The sequence below is a fragment of the Mycolicibacterium sp. P4_G11 genome, from assembly GCF_056555145.1.
The window spans coordinates 265616-282893 of record NZ_JBFUJW010000009.1; the positions used below are offsets into that span (position 1 = coordinate 265616).

General features: G+C 66.9%; 19 protein-coding genes and 1 pseudogene. 16 read left to right on the top strand and 4 right to left on the bottom strand.

The features are described 5' to 3' along the window. The 6 genes from AC1U2B_RS21095 to AC1U2B_RS21120 all read left to right on the top strand — a co-directional run bounded on the left by AC1U2B_RS21095 (window position 1) and on the right by AC1U2B_RS21120 (window position 5281). Window positions 1–174 (top strand): rubredoxin, encoded by a 174-nt coding sequence (locus tag AC1U2B_RS21095; RefSeq protein WP_260940042.1) that lies wholly within the window; start codon window positions 1–3, stop codon window positions 172–174. Beyond that, window positions 171–356, top strand: a complete 186-nt coding sequence (locus AC1U2B_RS21100) for a rubredoxin (RefSeq protein WP_138231750.1) — start codon at window positions 171–173, stop codon at window positions 354–356. The genes AC1U2B_RS21095 and AC1U2B_RS21100 overlap by 4 nt, the downstream gene beginning before the upstream one ends. Beyond that, window positions 353–1009, top strand: coding sequence for a TetR family transcriptional regulator AlkX (gene alkX / locus AC1U2B_RS21105; RefSeq protein WP_043985949.1), 657 nt, complete (start codon window positions 353–355; stop codon window positions 1007–1009). The genes AC1U2B_RS21100 and alkX overlap by 4 nt, the downstream gene beginning before the upstream one ends. Window positions 1010–1132: 123 nt before the next feature. After that, complete coding sequence (gene ahcY / locus AC1U2B_RS21110; protein WP_480218312.1) at window positions 1133–2593, top strand: adenosylhomocysteinase; 1461 nt, start codon at window positions 1133–1135, stop codon at window positions 2591–2593. A 274-nt stretch (window positions 2594–2867) separates the two neighbouring features. Further along, window positions 2868–3392 (top strand): hypothetical protein, encoded by a 525-nt coding sequence (locus tag AC1U2B_RS21115; protein ID WP_480218313.1) that lies wholly within the window; start codon window positions 2868–2870, stop codon window positions 3390–3392. A gap of 68 nt (window positions 3393–3460) precedes the next feature. Beyond that, window positions 3461–5281 carry a CocE/NonD family hydrolase gene (locus AC1U2B_RS21120; protein WP_480218339.1) on the top strand — a complete coding sequence of 607 codons (1821 nt, stop codon included), beginning with the start codon at window positions 3461–3463 and terminating at the stop codon, window positions 5279–5281. A gap of 7 nt (window positions 5282–5288) precedes the next feature. Here AC1U2B_RS21120 and AC1U2B_RS21125 read toward each other — a convergent pair whose 3' ends face one another. Next, on the bottom strand, window positions 5289–5588 hold the full coding sequence (locus AC1U2B_RS21125) for a hypothetical protein (RefSeq protein ID WP_480218314.1): 300 nt from the start codon (window positions 5586–5588) through the stop codon (window positions 5289–5291). A gap of 126 nt (window positions 5589–5714) precedes the next feature. On the opposite strand from AC1U2B_RS21125, the gene AC1U2B_RS21130 reads away from it, so the two are divergent. Together AC1U2B_RS21130 and AC1U2B_RS21135 are read left to right on the top strand one after the other, a co-directional pair. Then, window positions 5715–6647: a carbon-nitrogen hydrolase family protein gene (locus tag AC1U2B_RS21130; RefSeq protein ID WP_480218340.1), complete on the top strand. Its 933-nt coding sequence runs from the start codon at window positions 5715–5717 to the stop codon at window positions 6645–6647. Beyond that, window positions 6644–7054 carry a hypothetical protein gene (locus tag AC1U2B_RS21135; RefSeq protein WP_480218315.1) on the top strand — a complete coding sequence of 137 codons (411 nt, stop codon included), beginning with the start codon at window positions 6644–6646 and terminating at the stop codon, window positions 7052–7054. Before AC1U2B_RS21130 ends, AC1U2B_RS21135 begins: the two co-directional genes overlap by 4 nt. On the opposite strand, the gene AC1U2B_RS21140 is transcribed toward AC1U2B_RS21135, so the two are convergent. Together AC1U2B_RS21140 and AC1U2B_RS21145 are read right to left on the bottom strand one after the other, a co-directional pair. Then, window positions 7017–7670: a TetR/AcrR family transcriptional regulator gene (locus AC1U2B_RS21140; protein ID WP_043985945.1), complete on the bottom strand. Its 654-nt coding sequence runs from the start codon at window positions 7668–7670 to the stop codon at window positions 7017–7019. The two genes, AC1U2B_RS21135 and AC1U2B_RS21140, sit on opposite strands and share 38 nt — an antisense overlap. Before the next feature lie 33 nt (window positions 7671–7703). Further along, on the bottom strand, window positions 7704–8993 hold the full coding sequence (locus AC1U2B_RS21145; protein WP_480218316.1) for an HNH endonuclease signature motif containing protein: 1290 nt from the start codon (window positions 8991–8993) through the stop codon (window positions 7704–7706). Window positions 8994–9189: 196 nt separating this feature from the next. On the opposite strand from AC1U2B_RS21145, the gene AC1U2B_RS21150 reads away from it, so the two are divergent. From AC1U2B_RS21150 to AC1U2B_RS21185, 8 genes are all read left to right on the top strand, one after another. After that, window positions 9190–10239 (top strand): hypothetical protein, encoded by a 1050-nt coding sequence (locus tag AC1U2B_RS21150; RefSeq protein WP_480218317.1) that lies wholly within the window; start codon window positions 9190–9192, stop codon window positions 10237–10239. Window positions 10240–10285: 46 nt separating this feature from the next. Beyond that, window positions 10286–10915: a dTMP kinase gene (locus tag AC1U2B_RS21155; protein ID WP_480218318.1), complete on the top strand. Its 630-nt coding sequence runs from the start codon at window positions 10286–10288 to the stop codon at window positions 10913–10915. Between the two features lie 87 nt (window positions 10916–11002). Then, window positions 11003–11689 (top strand): two-component system response regulator MtrA, encoded by a 687-nt coding sequence (gene mtrA, locus AC1U2B_RS21160; RefSeq protein WP_020102929.1) that lies wholly within the window; start codon window positions 11003–11005, stop codon window positions 11687–11689. A gap of 43 nt (window positions 11690–11732) precedes the next feature. Then, window positions 11733–13385, top strand: coding sequence for an MtrAB system histidine kinase MtrB (mtrB, locus tag AC1U2B_RS21165; RefSeq protein ID WP_260940009.1), 1653 nt, complete (start codon window positions 11733–11735; stop codon window positions 13383–13385). Further along, window positions 13382–15142 carry an MtrAB system accessory lipoprotein LpqB gene (gene lpqB, locus AC1U2B_RS21170; RefSeq protein ID WP_043392397.1) on the top strand — a complete coding sequence of 587 codons (1761 nt, stop codon included), beginning with the start codon at window positions 13382–13384 and terminating at the stop codon, window positions 15140–15142. Before mtrB ends, lpqB begins: the two co-directional genes overlap by 4 nt. Window positions 15143–15301: 159 nt before the next feature. Beyond that, window positions 15302–15934 carry a hypothetical protein gene (locus tag AC1U2B_RS21175; protein WP_480218319.1) on the top strand — a complete coding sequence of 211 codons (633 nt, stop codon included), beginning with the start codon at window positions 15302–15304 and terminating at the stop codon, window positions 15932–15934. After that, entirely contained in the window at window positions 15924–16505 is a 582-nt protein-coding gene (locus AC1U2B_RS21180; protein WP_480218320.1) for a DUF6529 family protein, read from the top strand. The genes AC1U2B_RS21175 and AC1U2B_RS21180 overlap by 11 nt, the downstream gene beginning before the upstream one ends. Next, on the top strand, window positions 16505–16954 hold the full coding sequence (locus tag AC1U2B_RS21185; protein ID WP_480218321.1) for a QcrA and Rieske domain-containing protein: 450 nt from the start codon (window positions 16505–16507) through the stop codon (window positions 16952–16954). Before AC1U2B_RS21180 ends, AC1U2B_RS21185 begins: the two co-directional genes overlap by 1 nt. 90 nt (window positions 16955–17044) lie before the next feature. Here AC1U2B_RS21185 and AC1U2B_RS21190 read toward each other — a convergent pair. Then, window positions 17045–17278: pseudogene (locus AC1U2B_RS21190) on the bottom strand (hypothetical protein); the annotation flags it as partial.

A 17278-nucleotide genomic window follows, 5' to 3' on the forward strand; every position in this document is an offset into this window, starting at 1 on the left:
ATGAGTTCATACGCTTGCCCGGGCTGTGGTTATGTCTATGACGAGGCCAAAGGGGCTCCGCGTGAAGGGTTTCCGGCCGGCACGGCGTGGGATGATGTCCCCGACGAGTGGTGCTGCCCCGACTGTGCGGTCCGCGAGAAGGTCGATTTCGAACAGGTGGGAGTGAACCAATGAGTGAGCCGTTCAAGAAGTTCGTCTGCCTGCAGTGCGGCTTCGAGTACGACGAGGAGAAGGGCTGGCCGGAGGACGGCATCGCGCCCGGCACCCGCTGGGCCGACATCCCCGAAGACTGGAGCTGCCCGGACTGCGGCGCCGCCAAGGCCGATTTCGACATGGTGGAGGTCGTGGCGTCGTGACCGCCGCCGCCGCAGTACCCGACGGACCCGAGGTGCCGCGTCCCGCGGCACCTCGCGTGCCGTACGCCGAGGCCTCTCGGGTCCTGCTGCGGCACTCGATCCTGGACGGCATGCGAGAGCTGTTGCTGGCCAAGGACTGGTCGTCCATCACGCTCTCCGACGTCGCCCGCGCGGCCGGCATCAGTCGACAGACCATCTACAACGAGTTCGGCTCGCGCCAGGGCCTGGCCGAGGGTTACGCGATGCGCCTCGCCGATCGCCTGGTCGACGCCGTCGAGCACTCCATCTACGCCAACGTCGGTGACATCCACGCGGCGTTCCTGCAGGGCTTCCGGATGTTCTTCACCGAGTCGGCGTCCGACCCGCTGGTCATCTCGTTGCTGACCGGCGTCGCCAAGCCCGATCTGCTGCAGATCATCACCACCGACAGCGCGCCGATCATCTCGCATTGTTCTGTGCGCCTGACCGAGATCTTCCGCAGCAGCTGGGTGCGGACTTCCGACGAAGACGCCGGGGTGCTGGCCCGGGCGATCGTCCGGCTGGCGATCAGTTACGTGTCAATGCCGCCGGAAGCGGACCACGATGTGGCCGCTGACCTGGCCCGGCTCATGACGCCGTTCGCCGACCGTTACGGTAGTACGGATACTCCGTAGCCGTCAGCGCGCCATGCGAGCAGTTTTCTTGGTGCCTGTCCCGCGAGCCCGCAGGCCATGGGGTCACTCCGGTGCGCTTTGGCGCACGCACAGGCAACTGACGAATGAATGGGGCTCTAATCCATGACGGAATTGAAGGCAGACGTCCGTAACGGCATCGACTACAAGGTCGCCGACCTGTCCGAAGCCGAGTTCGGCCGCAAGGAGATTCGCCTCGCCGAGCACGAGATGCCCGGCTTGATGGCGCTGCGTCGCGAGTACCACGACGTGCAGCCGCTCAAGGGTGCACGCATCTCCGGCTCGCTGCACATGACCGTGCAGACCGCGGTGCTCATCGAGACGCTGACCGCGCTCGGCGCAGAGGTCCGCTGGGCGTCGTGCAACATCTTCTCCACCCAGGACCATGCCGCCGCGGCCATCGTCGTCGGCCCGCACGGCACCCCCGAGGAGCCCCAGGGCACCCCGGTCTTCGCCTGGAAGGGCGAGACGCTGGAGGAGTACTGGTGGTGCGCCGAGCAGATGCTCACCTGGGACGGCGAGCCCTGCAACATGATCCTGGACGACGGCGGCGACGCCACCATGCTGGTGCTGCGCGGTGCGCAGTACGAGAAGGCCGGCGTCGTGCCGCCCGCTGAAGAAGACGACTCGGCCGAGTGGAAGGTCTTCCTCGAGCTGGTGCGCAACGGCTTCGAGAACGACAAGACCAAGTGGACCAAGATCGCCGAGTCGGTCAAGGGTGTCACCGAGGAGACCACCACCGGCGTGCTGCGCCTGTACCAGTTCGCCGCCGCGGGTGAGCTGGTCTTCCCGGCCATCAACGTCAACGACTCGGTCACCAAGAGCAAGTTCGACAACAAGTACGGCACCCGCCACTCGCTGATCGACGGCATCAACCGCGGCACCGACGTGCTGATCGGTGGCAAGAAGGTGCTGATCTGTGGCTACGGCGACGTCGGCAAGGGCTGTGCGGAGTCGATGGCCGGACAGGGCGCGCGCGTCGCGGTCACCGAGATCGACCCGATCAACGCGCTGCAGGCGCTGATGGACGGCTTCGACGTCGTCACCGTCGAGCAGGGCATCGCCCAGGCGGACATCGTCATCACCGCGACCGGCAACTACGACATCATCCTGCTCGATCACATGAAGGCCATGAAGAACCAGGCCATCCTGGGCAACATCGGCCACTTCGACAACGAGATCGACATGGCCGCGCTCGAGAAGTCCGGCGCCACCAAGCTGAACATCAAGCCGCAGGTCGACCTGTGGACCTTCGGCGACAGCGGCAAGTCGATCATCGTGCTGTCCGAGGGGCGCCTGCTGAACCTGGGCAACGCGACCGGCCACCCGTCGTTCGTGATGTCGAACTCGTTCTCCAACCAGGTCATCGCCCAGATCGAGCTGTGGACCAAGAACGATGAGTACGACAACGAGGTCTACCGCCTGGCCAAGCACCTCGACGAGAAGGTCGCGCGCATCCACGTCGAGGCTCTCGGCGGCACGCTGACCAAGCTGTCGAAGGACCAGGCCGAGTACATCGGCGTGGACGTCGAAGGCCCGTACAAGCCGGAGCACTACCGCTACTAAGTAGCCTTCGCGGCACGAGCAAACGCGAAAGCCCCCAATTTCCAAGGAAATTGGGGGCTTTTGCGTGCCCGCGAAGGGTGTGACGTAATCGCCTGGGGGCGGGCGGGTGTGAGATTAGCTGAAGTGTCCGCCTGCGGTGGCGGCTTATATTGCAATGCGCGATAATTACGATTCCGGCGACGCGCTGAAGTGTTTGCTGAAGAACTGCTGATCGGCGGGTTTCAGAGTTAGAATCTCCGCACATCAGGGCACCCTCGTGACGGGAGGTCGAGGCATGCGGAACAACCCGGTGGGAAGGCTCGTCGCGTTGCTGGCCCTGGTCGGGGTGGCGTTGACCGCCGGCTGCGACGGCGTGAATCTGGGCAGCCTCGACTTCTTCGGCGGCACGTCGCAGCCCGTCAAGGGCCCGCCGGTACCGCCGGGGATGGTCCGGCACGACGTCCAGCAATTGGTCTGGCAGTTCCCGCAACTGCACAAGCCCGACGAAGCGGTGTGGGTCACCTGGAACAACAGTGGTGATCCCAGCCTGGCCGGCAAGGTGAACTGGATCGACGCGGTGGTCAAACTGTCGCCCGCGGAGACCACCCGGCTGTTGGCGGAGTACCACCCGGTCGCCACCGACCGGCAACCGATGGTGCAGAAGATTCTGCAGTCGGAGCTGCCCGATGGTCCGTATCTGTCGGGCCCCGAGCTGAACAAGCTGTTCTCCAGCCCCACCATGGCGACCCAGGCGTTCCTGGACCGGGACCAGAACGTCCTGGTCCTGACGACGACGTCGGGCGGCCCCGGGCTTCCGTAACCGTCCGCGCACCCGCGGTTTCGGCGACGCACTAGCGTGGGAGCGTGCGCGCTTTGATCCGCGGTGCGGTGTTCGCGATGGTGCTGGTGCTGGTGGCTGCCTGTGGTGCGGACCGCCCGCCGGGCTCGCTGTTTCCTGCTGCCGCGGGCCGGGGGCCGTGCGCGGTCGATACCCAACGCGACGTCGGCGCCACCATGCGCGACGGCGTCGTCCTGCGCGCTGACGTCTACCGCCCGAAGACCGCTGACCCCGTACCGGTGCTGCTCATGCGCACTCAGTACGGAAAGTCGGGGGCGCAGACCTCGCCGGAGCGCTACCAGCCGCCGGACTGGTTCGCCTCGCACTGCTATCTCGTTGTGATTCAAGATGTTCGGGGCCAAGGCAGCTCTGGCGGGGTGTTCAGCGAGTTCACCAACGACATGGCCGACGGCTACGACACCGTCGAATGGGCAGCCGGACTGCCCGGGGCCAACGGCAAGGTCGCCATGTACGGGTCGTCGTATGTCGGTGCGACGCAGTGGCTTGCAGCGGTGACGGCGCCGCCGCATCTGGTGACCATCGCGCCGGCCAACACGGCATCCGACTACTACGACGGCTGGACCTACGAGGGCGGCGAGTTCCGGCTGGGGTTCGTGCAGCCGTGGGCCATCGATTCGATTGCCCTCGGGGCTGCGCAGAACCGCCGGGACGCCGAGGCGGAGCGGCTGTTGCGGGATGCTGCAGCCGACCCCACCCGCTGGCTGAATTTCCGCCCGCAACAAGACCTTCCGCCGATGCAGCCGCACAACCCGGCGGTGGCGCCGTGGTATTTCGACTGGGTCCGGCACAACACGCGTGATGCCTTCTGGCAGCAGCTCAGCATCCGCGACCGGTATCCGGCAGTGCGAATTCCGGTGCTGCACTTCGAGGGCTGGTACGACGCCTTCCTGGCCGGGGGAGTGGAGAACTTCGCCGGGATGGTCGCCCACGGCGGCAATGACGTTGCGCGTGCGAACCAGCGCTTGGTGATCGGGCCGTGGGACCACGTGGCCTGGGGCCGCCCCGATTCCGAACCTGCACCGATGCTCAAAGATATTGGGGCAGTGGGCAACAGCCCGATCAATGAGCTGATGTTGGCCTGGTTCGACCACTTCCTCAAGGGAGTCGACAATGGTGTGGCCGGCAAGCCGCGCGTCGACTACTTCACCATGGGCGCCGACACCTGGCAGACGGCCACCAATTGGCCACTGCCACAGACCCAATGGATCAACTACTTCCTATCCGGCGCCGGCGGCATCGCCGACCGCGAGGGAAAGCTGCAGCCCGTCCTGCCCGGACCGCAGCCGCCCGACACCTACACCTACGACCCGCTGAACCCGGCTCCGAGCCTGGGCGGGCACTCGTGCTGCGGTGCGCGTTCCGGTCCGCAAGGACCCTATGATCAGACACCCGTGGAGCAGCGCTCCGACGTTCTCGTCTATACCGGCGACCCGGTGGCTCACGCCACCGAGATCACCGGGGCGGCCACCGTCACGCTGTGGGCCCAATCATCTGCGGTGGACACCGATTTCACGGCCAAGCTGGTGGTGGTCAAGCCCGACGGGACGGCCGTCAATCTGAACAACGGGATTCTGCGGGCGTCGTTCCGGGACTCGCTGTCAGCGCCGACGCCCATCGTGCCCGGCCAGCCGTACCAGTACCGCATCCAAATCTGGCCCACCAGTTACCAACTCAGCGCCGGGGACCGGGTGCGGGTGGAGATTTCCAGCAGCGACTACCCGCAGTTCGCGCCGAACCCCAACACCGGGGCGCCATTCGGGCGCGACGCGGCGACCGTGGTGGCGACGCAGACCATCCTGCACGACCCGGCACATCCGTCGTCGATCACGTTGCCGGTGATCGCGCACTGAGCCCGCGCTACCTGCTGCAATCCAGCGACACGGTGATGGTCCGGCGGACCACCACGCGGATGACCTGATCCCGGTTGCCGGGACCGTCCACCCGAATGAGCCTGGTCTGCTCCTGCGGGTTGCGGACGCTGGTGACCACGCACTGATCGAGCGGTCCGCTGCCGACCCGGTCGACGTTGACGTGGAATCCCTCGGCCTCCAACTGGCCGATCGTGACGATGGCTGACTCGGCCGCTGCCGGCGCGGCGGGGGCAAGAACGGCGGCAGTGGCGGCGAGTGTAATGAGAGTTATTAGTGCAGTACGCATCTCAGGGTCCTTCCGGTCCTATACCTGTTGACACGTAGGGCGCGCGGAAATCGTTCAATCCGGTGTGGGGGGCTGCCCGCCGAAGAGTTTTTATAGTATCGTTCAGTTATGAGTGAGGCTACAAAAATGGTACTGGCGGCTGCCGTCCAGACCGAGGCGAAGGTCGGTGACATCGACTACAACCTCGAGGACTGCGAGCGTCTCGTGAACCGGGCAGCCGGCGACGGCGCGAGCTGGGTGGTACTGCCCGAGTTCTTCGCCACGGGCGTCGGCTTTCTTCCTGAGTTGACCGAGAACGCGCCACCGGCCGACGGCGAGCCGACCAAACTCCTTGCGCGCCTTGCACAGTCACACGGCATCCATGTCGGCGGCTCCATCATTGTTCGCGACAGCGATGGCGAGACCCGCAACGCGTTCTTCCTCTACGGTCCCGGCGGCGACCTCGTCGGCCGCCATGACAAGGACCTCCCCACGATGTGGGAGAGCGCTCTCTACACCGGCGGCACCGATCCCGGCCGCTTCGAGGCCGGCGAGCATTCGGTCGGCGTGGCCATGTGTTGGGAACTCATGCGCTCGCAGACCGTCGCCCGACTCGGCGGGCAGGTCGACCTGGTCGTCGGCGGTTCGGGCTGGTGGAGCCTGCCGACCAACTGGCCGCTGCTCACCCGTCTCGAGCCCGGCAACCAGGCTCGTGCGACCCGGGCGCCCGCGACCTTCGCCCGCCACGTCGGCGCACCGGTCATCCACGCCGCCCACGCCGGAACCGTTGAGTGCCGCTTCCTCGGAACCCCGTTCACGTATCGGGGCCACTTCGAGGGCGGCGCTCAGATCGTCGACAAGACCGGCCGCGTCCTCGCCCGTCGAAGCCGTGAGCAAGGTGAAGGCATCGCCATGGCTCAGGTCGAGCTGGGCCGCACGACCGAGACGTATGCCAGTGACCGGTTCTGGCTCCAGCAGCGCGGAACCATCGCCGCCGCGGCGTGGAGCTACCAGAACCTGGTCGGTCGCCGTTTCTACGACCGCGCGCAGGCCGCGCGGCGCAAGGAGGTCAACGCGTGAGCGCGCGTCCCTCCGGGCTCGTCACCTCCGGTGTCGTCGAGCTCGCCGCCGCAGCCCTGTCCGGGTGGGTCTACACCCTGGCGATGACCGACAAGGAAAAGGCCGAGCGCCTGGGCATCGTCAGTGCCGAGCGCGTGCGGCAATGGCACCTTGACCTGGTCATGCTCGGGACCTGCACCGTGGCTCTCGGGCTTGCGGTCCCCGACGCCCCGAAGATCGTCCAGCGCTCGCTGGCCACCGGCGCGTGGAGCAACGCGATGCTGTTCCTGCCACTGGCGTTCGAGCCAAAGCTCTTTCAGGACAAGAAGTATCAGGCAGCGGCGGGGGCTTCGTTCGTGTCGACGACCGTCGGGTTCGTCGGGATGGCTGTTACGGCCGTGCGCCGTCGACGCGCAGCGCGTCACTGAGGAGTTGCAGACCCACGTTGAGGGTCTGTTCGAGCTCGGCGTCGTCAACACGTAGGCGATCCTGACGCAACGCCAAAGCGATGACGCCGTTCCATGCGCCCCAGACGAAGCGCATCACGCGGGCGAGGTCCAGATCGTCGCGGATCTCGCCCGCCTGCGCTGCCAGCACCAGGTCGGCATGTACGGCACCGACAAGGGCTTCGACGCGATCGGCAATGCGACTTTCCACCTCCGGGTCGTCCTGGCCCGAGCCCGGCTCGAGGACGCGCAACGCAATCATCTGGAACGCGCCCGGCTCCTCGAGGTGGAACCGCAGATACGCCTCACCAGCCGCAAGGACCCGCTCGAGCGGGCTTGCGATGTTCTGCTCGGCAACACGAGCCATCGCCTTCTCGTTCAAGTCCAAGGCCCGTTCGACCAGTGCCAAATACAGGCCTGACTTGTTCTTGAAGTGCACGTAGACAGACCCGACCGAGACATCGGCCTGTTCGGCCACGTCGTCAATCGTGGTGGCCCGAACGCCACGCTCACGAAAGAGCACCTCAGCGGCATCCAGGATCGCGGCATAGGTTCGCGCTTTTTTCCGCGAACCCCGCGACTCCTCGACCCCGGTCATGCGCGCCAACCTACCGTCTGGTGTGCCCCCGATTCAGGCGGCGTGGATTCTGACGACGTGGATGTCGCTGGTGAGTACTCGGGCACCGGTGGGGGTCGGTGGCGCGGTGCTGCGGTAGGTCCGGCCGGTAGGTGTGATGACCTCGGTCGTGTGCCGACCGTATTGGTCATAGATGGTTCTGGTCTGCCACCCGGGCTGTTCCTTGGTGTAGTTGCACCTCTCGCAGAGTCCTTGGCCATTGTGGGCACTGGTGGCGCCATGGGCGGCGTGTGGGTTGACGTGGTCGATGTGGCGGATGGGGGCGTCGCAGTAAGGGGTGCGGCAGGTTTGGTCGCGCAGTTTGATGAGCCACTTGAGGCCCTTCGGGAATGCGCGCGCCCGTGATTCCATCGCGACGAGGTTGCCGGTGGCCGGGTTGGCGTACAGCCTGCGCACCGCGGCGTCGGTATCCGGGTCGACCACCGTGGCCCAGATCATCTGGCGCGCCACGGCCGCTGGGATGGGGCCGTAGCCGTCGAGGATCGCGGGTTCGGTGCCCTGGGCCAGCAGGCTTTCGTCGGACAGCACCAGATTGATGGTGATGGGGACGGCGGCGCCGACGTCGCGACCGGTGGTGCGGCGGTAGAACGCGTCGGCCAACAGCTGTCCGCGGCTGCCGAGTCCGCCGCCGCTGGCGATCGATTCGGCGGCTGCGTCGGCCGCATCCTGTTGCAGTGCCTGCTGCACGGCACAGGCTTCGGCGGCGGTGAGCAGTGCGGTGACATATGCCATGCCGTAGGGCGCGGGACGCACGGTGATGGTGCGGTCGCATTGGTGGCGACTCATGGCGGCCAGGACGGCGTCGCTGTCGAGCCGGAAGGCGATGCGCCCGGCGTCGGCGTTGATCTTCTTGTCGCCCTTGCCTTCTAGCTCGGCCGGGTCGGCGCACAGTTCGGCGTCGAGTGCCCGCCGGTTCTCGGGTGACAGGCACTCCGCGTGGCCGGCGATGATCATGGCCCGGCGCTCGGTGAGCATTCCGCGGGCCAGTGCGGCCATCGTGTGAGGCATGTCGTCGACCAGGATGCGGGACATCTTCAGGTACCTGGCGCCGTGCCACGGCGAGGCTTGGCGAGCCAGCCCGATTTCGGTGGCGAGGCCCTTGCCGCGCTGAGACGCCGGCACGTGCTCGGCGTCTTCGCGTGCTTTGCGCTTGGCTTGCAGCAATGCGGTCACTTGGGCCTGGGCTGCCGCGATGCTGGAGGTGGCGCGGCTCATCGCGGCGAGTTGATCGACCAACGCCGCCTCGGTGGCGTCGGGATCGATGGCGAACACGGTCTCGCACATATGTTCGATACTACTCGCATTGTGTGGTGCGGCGCAACCGTGAAATCGCGTGAATTATCCTATGGTGCAACATGATTCGGGCCATCGGTGCAGCATTCAGCGACCGGCCTCCGCCCACGTTCATGACGGTACCGCCTGCCACCGACAAAGAAATTCGTGTCAGGAGCCCTCCGGTTTCGCCCTTACGTTGGATGGCGTGGATGAAGCGCCGTTGGTACCCCCGACAATCGGTAAGGGCAAGTTCGAGGCCGCGGTGGTTGCGGCACGGATCATCACGCTCGCCGAAATCCTGTACATCCCCGGCTTCACCGAGCTGACCCCCGAGCAGATGTCTCGAGTGGCCTACACGCCGTTCAACTTGCAGTGGGTATCGCGTCCCGTGTACTGGATGCAGAGCGGTCGCAGCGCTCAGTGGCTGCGTGGTGTTGACTCCGGTTATCAGGCCGACCAGGTGGCGCTGGAGGAAGGTGTGCGCGCCCATTTGCGCCACGTGGTTGCCACGGCGGCGGCCGGGGACACCACTGCGCTCGACCAACTCGACTACGGGGTGCCGTCGACGGTCACCGGGCCGCGCAAGCTGGAGGAGCTGTGTGCCGCCGACGAGGTGGCTGTGTTCGAGTCCCCGGTTCCGGACATGGCGGGTCCGTTCGGGGCGATCGCGTTATCTGGCGATCCTGCCGAGCGTGTGCAGCTGGCACTGGCTCGGTGGAATGCCGATTTCCTGGCCATGGTGCCAGGTTTCGCGGACGCACTGCGAACGCGGCTGCGCGACGTGCGCGTCAGCTTCTGGCGTGAGGACGGTGTCGCGCTGCTGTATTACTTCGAAGGCACTGACGGTGATCCGCTCATCTGGGTGGGTTGGGATCCGCGGTTCAACACCGGACCGACGCCGCCGTATTGGGAATCCCTGCCAGCTGCGGTGCGCACGTTCCTCACCGACGTGCACCCCGGTTTCACCATGCTCGACGGTGAGTCCTACGGACTGGCGCAGCCGTCGTACATGTCCACATTCGCCGCGTGGGCGGGCTTTCCCGATTTTCCGGACGGCATCCCGGACTGGAACACCGAGGACCGCATCGCGTCGACGCAGATGCTGTGGCTGACCACCAACGGTGGCGACACCGCCTGGTGCACCTCACCGGAACTGGAGGTCGGCCAGGTGGCGGTGAACTTCGAAGGGGACTTCAGCGTTTCAGAACTCGGCCCGGAGCTCGATCAGTTGATGCTGCGGCCGTTGGGTTTGTGACCGTGGGCGCCAGGGCATACGCCCGGGCGCCAATTACGCTCCTACCGTGCTGATCGCAATCGAAGGCGTCGATGGAGCGGGGAAGAACACCCTGACCCAGGGGCTGCGGGCGCAGTTCGAAGCCCGCGGCAAGTCGGTGACCACCGTGGCGTTCCCGCGGTACGGCCGGTCCGTCGAGGCGGACATCGCCGCTGAGGCGCTCCATGGTCAGCACGGTGACCTCGCCGAGTCGGTGTACGCCATGGCGATGCTGTTCGCGCTCGACCGCGCCGGCGCCAAAGCCGAGATCGCAGCGATGAACGACGCGCACGATGTTGTGATCCTCGACCGGTACGTCGGCTCCAACGCCGCGTACAGCGCGGCGCGGCTGCACCAGGACGCGGACGGGGACGTCGTCGCCTGGGTGCGGCAGCTGGAGTTCGAGCGATTGGCACTGCCGGTGCCGGACTGGCAGCTCTATCTGAATGTGCCGACGGAGTTGGCCGCTGAGCGGGCGGCGCGCCGGGAAGCCCAGGACTCTGCGCGGACCCGCGACGCCTACGAGCGCGACGGGGGCCTGCAGGGTCGTACGGGCGCGGTGTACACCGCGCTGGCGGCCGAAAATTGGGTCGGGCGTTGGGCTTTGGTCGCGCCCGACGTCGACCCGGGGGAGTTGGCCGGCCGACTCCTGGGCTGACCCGGCTGCGCCGTTTACCAGCAAGTTGTCAGGTAAGAAGCAAAACACCCATCGGAGATCACAGCTTTATCGCGATCTGGTGACACCATGGACGCCATGAGGCAACGCATTCTGGTCGTCGACGACGACCCATCTCTGGCCGAGATGCTCACCATCGTGCTGCGCGGTGAAGGCTTCGACACCGCCGTCATCGGTGACGGCAGCCAGGCGCTGACTGCGGTCCGCGAGCTGCGCCCTGATCTGGTGCTGTTGGACCTCATGCTGCCTGGAATGAACGGCATCGACGTGTGCCGTGTGCTGCGCGCCGACTCGGGCGTGCCCATCGTCATGCTGACCGCCAAGACCGACACGGTCGACGTGGTGCTTGGCCTGGAGTCCGGCGCCGACGACTACGTCATGAAGCCGTTCAAGCCGAAGGAGCTCGTGGCGCGGGTGCGGGCGCGGTTGCGCCGCAACGACGACGAGCCGGCAGAGATGCTGTCCATCGCCGATGTCGACATCGACGTGCCGGCCCACAAGGTGACCCGTCAGGGTGAGCAGATTTCGCTGACGCCGCTGGAGTTCGACCTGCTCGTCGCCCTCGCGCGGAAGCCGCGCCAGGTGTTTACTCGTGACGTGCTGCTCGAACAGGTGTGGGGCTACCGCCACCCGGCAGACACCCGTCTGGTGAACGTCCACGTGCAGCGGCTGCGGGCCAAGGTCGAGAAGGACCCGGAGAACCCGCAGGTGGTGCTGACCGTTCGAGGAGTGGGATACAAGGCCGGACCGCCGTGATCGGTCGGCTCGTCAAGCCCGAGCCTGAGACCGTAGGGCGCCGGTGATCTGGGGATCCCGACGGCGCATCCGTGGCGGTTTCGGCTCGGGCGCTTTCGTGCGTGGGTTGGGTGCTGTCGGCCGGGTGGTCGGCTACGCCTGGCGCCGCTCGCTGCAGCTGCGCGTGGTGTCCCTGACTCTGGGGTTGTCCCTCGCTGTCATCCTCGTGCTGGGTTTTGTGCTGACCAGTCAGATCACCGACCGCATCCTGGAAGCCAAGGTCCGCGCCGGCACCGAAGAGGTCGAGCACGCCCGAACCACAGTTAGTGGCATCGTCGGCGGCGAGGAGACGCGCTCGCTGGGCAGCAGCCTGCAGCTGGCGCGCAACACCCTCATCGACCGCAAGGTCGATTCGGGCTCCCGCCTGGCCGGTGCCTTCGATGCGGTTCTGGTGGTCCCCGGTGACGGTCCGCGCGCGGCCACATCGGCCGGCCCGGTGGGGGAAATTCCGAATTCCTTGCGCGACTTCGTCAAAGCCGGACAGGTCAGCTACCAGTACGCCACCGTCCACACCGACGGCTTCTCCGGGCCCGCGCTGATCGTCGGCAGCCCGACGTCGTCGCAGGTCACCAATCTCGAGCTGTACCTGATCTTTCCGCTGAGCAACGAAGAGAGCACGATCGCGCTGGTGCGCGGCACCATGGCCACCGGTGGCATCGTGCTGCTGGGCCTGCTCGCGGCCATCGCGCTGCTGGTGGCCCGGCAGATCGTGCTGCCGGTGCGGTCAGCGTCGCGCATCGCCGAGCGGTTCGCCGAGGGCCACCTCACCGAGCGCATGCCCGTGCGCGGCGAGGACGACATGGCGCGCCTGGCGGTGTCGTTCAACGACATGGCCGAAAGCCTGCACAAGCAGATCACCCAGCTCGAAGAGTTCGGAAACCTGCAGCGCCGCTTCACCTCTGACGTCAGTCACGAACTGCGGACGCCGTTGACCACCGTGCGCATGGCGGCGGACCTGATCTACGACCACAGCGAGGACCTCGAGCCGGCGCTGAGGCGCTCGACGGAGTTGATGGTCAACGAACTCGACCGCTTCGAGACGCTGCTGGCCGATCTGCTGGAAATCTCCCGGCACGACGCCGGTGTGGCCGAACTATCGGTGGAGTCGGTCGACTTGCGCGACACCGTGCAGAGCGCGCTCGACAACGTCGGGCACCTGGCCGACGACGCGAATATCAAACTCGCCGTGCATCTTCCGGACGAGGCCGTCATCGCCGAGGTGGATCCCCGCCGTGTCGAGCGCATCCTGCGCAACCTCATCGCCAACGCGATCGACCATGCCGAGAAGAAGCCAGTGCAGATCAAGATGGCGGCCGACGTGGATACCGTGGCAGTGACGGTCCGCGATTTCGGCGTGGGTCTGCGACCGGGCGAGGAGAAGATGGTGTTCAGCCGGTTCTGGCGGTCCGACCCCTCGCGGGTGCGCCGCTCCGGTGGCACCGGCCTCGGCCTGGCCATCAGCATCGAGGATGCCCGCCTGCACCAGGGCCGGTTGGAGGCCTGGGGCGAACCCGGCCACGGCGCCTGCTTCCGGCTCACGCTGCCGCTGGTGCGAGGTCACAAGGTGACCACCAGCCCGCTGCCGCTCAAACCTGCTGGGCCCAAATCGGTTACGGCCCTTTCCGCCGGAGAACTGCCCGCCGTGGAGACCTCGTGAAAGGGGCATTGGCGGTCTGCGCCGTGCTGCTGCTGGTGTTGACGGGGTGCGCTGGGGTGCCCAGTTCGTCCGCGCCGCAGGCTGTGGGTACGGTCGACCGGCCGGCGCCGCGCAATCTGCCGACACCGTCGCCGGGCATGGACCCGGACTTGCTGCTGCGCGAATTCCTCAAGGCCACCGCCGATCCCGCGAATCGGCACCTGGCCGCGCGTCAGTTCCTCACCGAATCGGCGTCCCGCTCCTGGGACGACGCCGGCAGCGCCCTGTTGATCGACCGCGTCGTCTTCGTGGAAACCCGTGGCACGGACAAGGTTTCGGTGACCATGCACGCCGACATCCTGGGCTCGCTGTCGGACGTCGGGGTGTTCGAGACGGGCGAGGGCGCGCTGCCCGACCCCGGCCCCATCGATCTCGTGAAGACGCCGCGGGGCTGGCGGATCGACAAGCTACCCAATGGGGTTTTCCTGGATTGGCAACAGTTCCAGTCCACCTACAAACGGGACACGCTCTACTTCGTCGACCCGACCGGCAAGACCGTCGTGCCGGACCCGCGCTACGTCGCGGTGTCCGACCCTGACCAGTTGGCCACCGAACTGGTCACCAAGCTGCTGTCCGGACCGCGGCCCGAGATGGCCAGCAGCGTTCGGAATCTGATGGCCGCACCGCTGCGGCTGCGTGGTCCGGTGACCCGGGCCGACGGCGGCAAGACCGGTGTCGGGCGCGGGTATGGCGGCGCCAGGATCGACCTCGAGAGCCTGTCGACCACTGACCCGCACAGCCGGCAATTGCTTGCGGCGCAGATCATCTGGACGTTGTTCCGGGCCGGGGTCAACGGCCCGTACGTGATCAACGCCGACGGCGCCGCTCTCGACGACCGGTTCGCCGAAGGCTGGAACACCTCCGACGTCGCGGCCACCGACCCGGGTGCCGACCCCGGCGCCGCGGCCGGCTTGCATGCTCTGGCCGGAGGATCGCTGGTTTCCCTGGAAGGCGACAACGCGCCGCGGGTCGGCGGGGCCTTCGGGCAACTGCCGGGCCAGACCTCGGCCGCGCTGTCGCGCAGCGGGCAGGAGGTCGCCTCGGTGGTGACGCTGCGGCCCGGTGCCCCGGACATGGCGCAGTCGCTGTGGGTGGGCCCGGTCAACGGCGACGCCGCGCAGGCGCTTGACGCGCACACCCTGTCGCGTCCCAGTTGGTCGCTCGACGACGCAATCTGGATCGTGGTCGACGGCACCAACGTCGTACGGGCGATCCAGGAAGCGGCTTCGGGCCAACCCGCCCGCATCCCCGTCGACTCGTCGGCCGTGGCCACCAAATTCCCCGGCCCGATCAGCGGGCTGCAGCTGTCCCGGGACGCCACGCGGGCCGCGATGGTGATCAACGGCCAGGTGATCCTGGCCAGCGTCGAGCAAGGCCAGGGCGGTCAGCTCGCGCTCACCTACCCGCGCCGACTCGGTTACGGCCTCGGCAACACGGCGCTGTCGTTGTCCTGGCGCACCGGCGACGACATCGTGGTGACGCGCACCGACGGCGCGCATCCCGTGTCGTACGTCAACCTCGACGGCGTGAATTCCGATGGGCCAACACGGAATCTGGTGGTTCCGGTGTCCACCGTGGCGGCCAACACCTCGACGGTGTACATCGCCGACCAGCGCGGGGTCCTGCAGCTGTCGGGCTCAGCAGCGGACAACAACCTGATGTGGACCGATGTCCGGCCGCTGATGGTCGCGGGCGCGCTGCCCGTGCTTCCTGGCTAGCAAGTTGCTTTGAACCTTCTGTGACGCTGCTCCGTTGTTCCGGTTGAGTCGGCCAATCGTTAACTGGAATTGGCCGAATATCTCACCGAATCTGATGAACGGGTGTCCCGACGGGTGGATCATTGTTGCCATCGGGTTCACAGCCGATGAGGAGCAAACATGAAGGTAACGGGTCCACTCGTCACCCTGGGCGCGGTCGCCGCCCTCGGCGTCGGGATCTACGCGGTGAATGTTTCCAAGGAGTCAGGGCCCGCGGCACCGACCACCGCGCCGGCGACATCGACCAGTCAGGCCGCACCGGCCACGTCGGCCACGGCGCCGCCGAGCACCGCGCCCGCCGCGGTGCCGTTCCCGGCGGCCGCTGACTACCAGGGCAAGGTCGAGACGAAAACCGGCGTCATCACGCTGGACATTTCGGTCAAGGGTGCGACAGCCCGCGCCTACGCGTGCGATGGCAAGGCCATCGAAACCTGGCTGAGTGGACCGGCAGAGGCCGGCACCGTCACCCTGACGAGCAAGGACAAGACCAGCCACCTCGAGGGCCGGCATGACGGCAAGAATGTGGCCGGCACGCTGTCGATCGGCGAAAAGAGTTGGCCCTTCACGGCTTCCGCCGTTCAGCCCCCGGCCGGCCTGTACGTGAGCCAGGACAACGGCGTGCGCAACAGCTGGATCGTCGGCGAGGACAAGTCGGTGACGGGCGTGCAGCGCGCGGCCGACGGTGCGACATCGCCGGCCCCTCCGCTGACCCCGGACGCCAAGCGCGTGGAAGGCGACAGCGATGGCGTTTGATCCGTCGGCCGACGCCCCTACGCAGCGCGCGCCAATCCCTTCGGGCGGCGCGGGTTTCGTCGTCGTCACCCTGATGGTCGGGGCACTGGTTGCGGTCGGCCTCGGGGTGTTCGGGTCGGTCCACGAGCCGAAGTTCTTCTCGGTCAACTTCGCCGGCTTCTCCAGCGGGCTGTATGCGAAGGCGTGGCTGGCCACGTTGTCCGCGAGTCTTGGGCTGTTCCAAGTCTTCTCGGCCCTGGTGCTGTACGGCAAGGTGCCGGTGAAGGCGCCGACGTGGATCGGTGCCGCGCACGTGTGGTCGGGTCGGCTGGCCGTCTTGGCCAGTGTCCCGGTCGCGGTGCACTGCCTGTACGCCGTGGGGTTCCAGACCACCGATCTGCGGGTGCTCACCCATTCACTGCTGGGTTGCTTCTTCTACGGCGCGTTCGTCGCGAAGATGCTGCTGTTGACGCGCAAGGGTGTTCCCGGCTGGGCGCTTCCGGTGCTCGGCGGTGCAGTGTTCACCAGCCTGGTCTACCTCTGGCTGACCTCGGCGTTGTGGCTCTTCGTCGGAGAGGGGTTGAAGTTCTGATGTCCGAAAACCTGGGCCGGCGGGATGTGCTCGCCTACACGGGAATCGCCTTGGGCGTCACCGCGATAGCGGGTTGCCAGACCTACGGCAAGCCGCCCGCCGCAGCCAGTCAGGCGCCGCCCCCGGCGCCTGACGGCGGGGCCAAGACAGATGGGGGGCCGATCAAAACTGACGGCGGGCTGGTCAAGACGTCCGCGGTGCCGGTGGGCTCGGGGGTGATCGTCGGCGAACTGGTCGTGACGCAGCCGACGGCGGGCGTGTTCAAGGGATTCTCGACGACCTGTACACACCAGGGCTGCGCGGTGACCACGGTCGCGGACGGCACCATCAACTGCCCGTGCCACGGCAGCAAGTTCAACCTCGACGGCACGGTGGCGCAGGGGCCGGCCAAGAAGCCGCTGGCGGCCAAAGTTGTTCAGGTGCAGGGGGACTCGATCGTCCTGGGCTGAGTCTCGGTGCCCACCGGCGTGGGTTCCGGTTTCTGCGCTCGGGCGCTATTCCGGCGTGCGGTTGCGGGAGCGCAACTGTGGCCGATTGTTTCAGTCGAAGATGTCGGTGCCTGTGTCGTGGGCTGGTGGTGGGTTCTCGATGGGGTGTCGGTTGCGGAATTCTGCGGACATTTGGCTGGCGATGTGGGCGGTTGGTGCGGTGGCGGGTGCGGTGATGATGTGGCTGTCGTCGGTGATGTAGTAGATCGTTGGTGTCTCGGTGGTGGGGTTGAGGCGCCATCCGTCGCGGAGGCGTTCGGGTGTGAGTCCGGTGGTGGGGTAGCC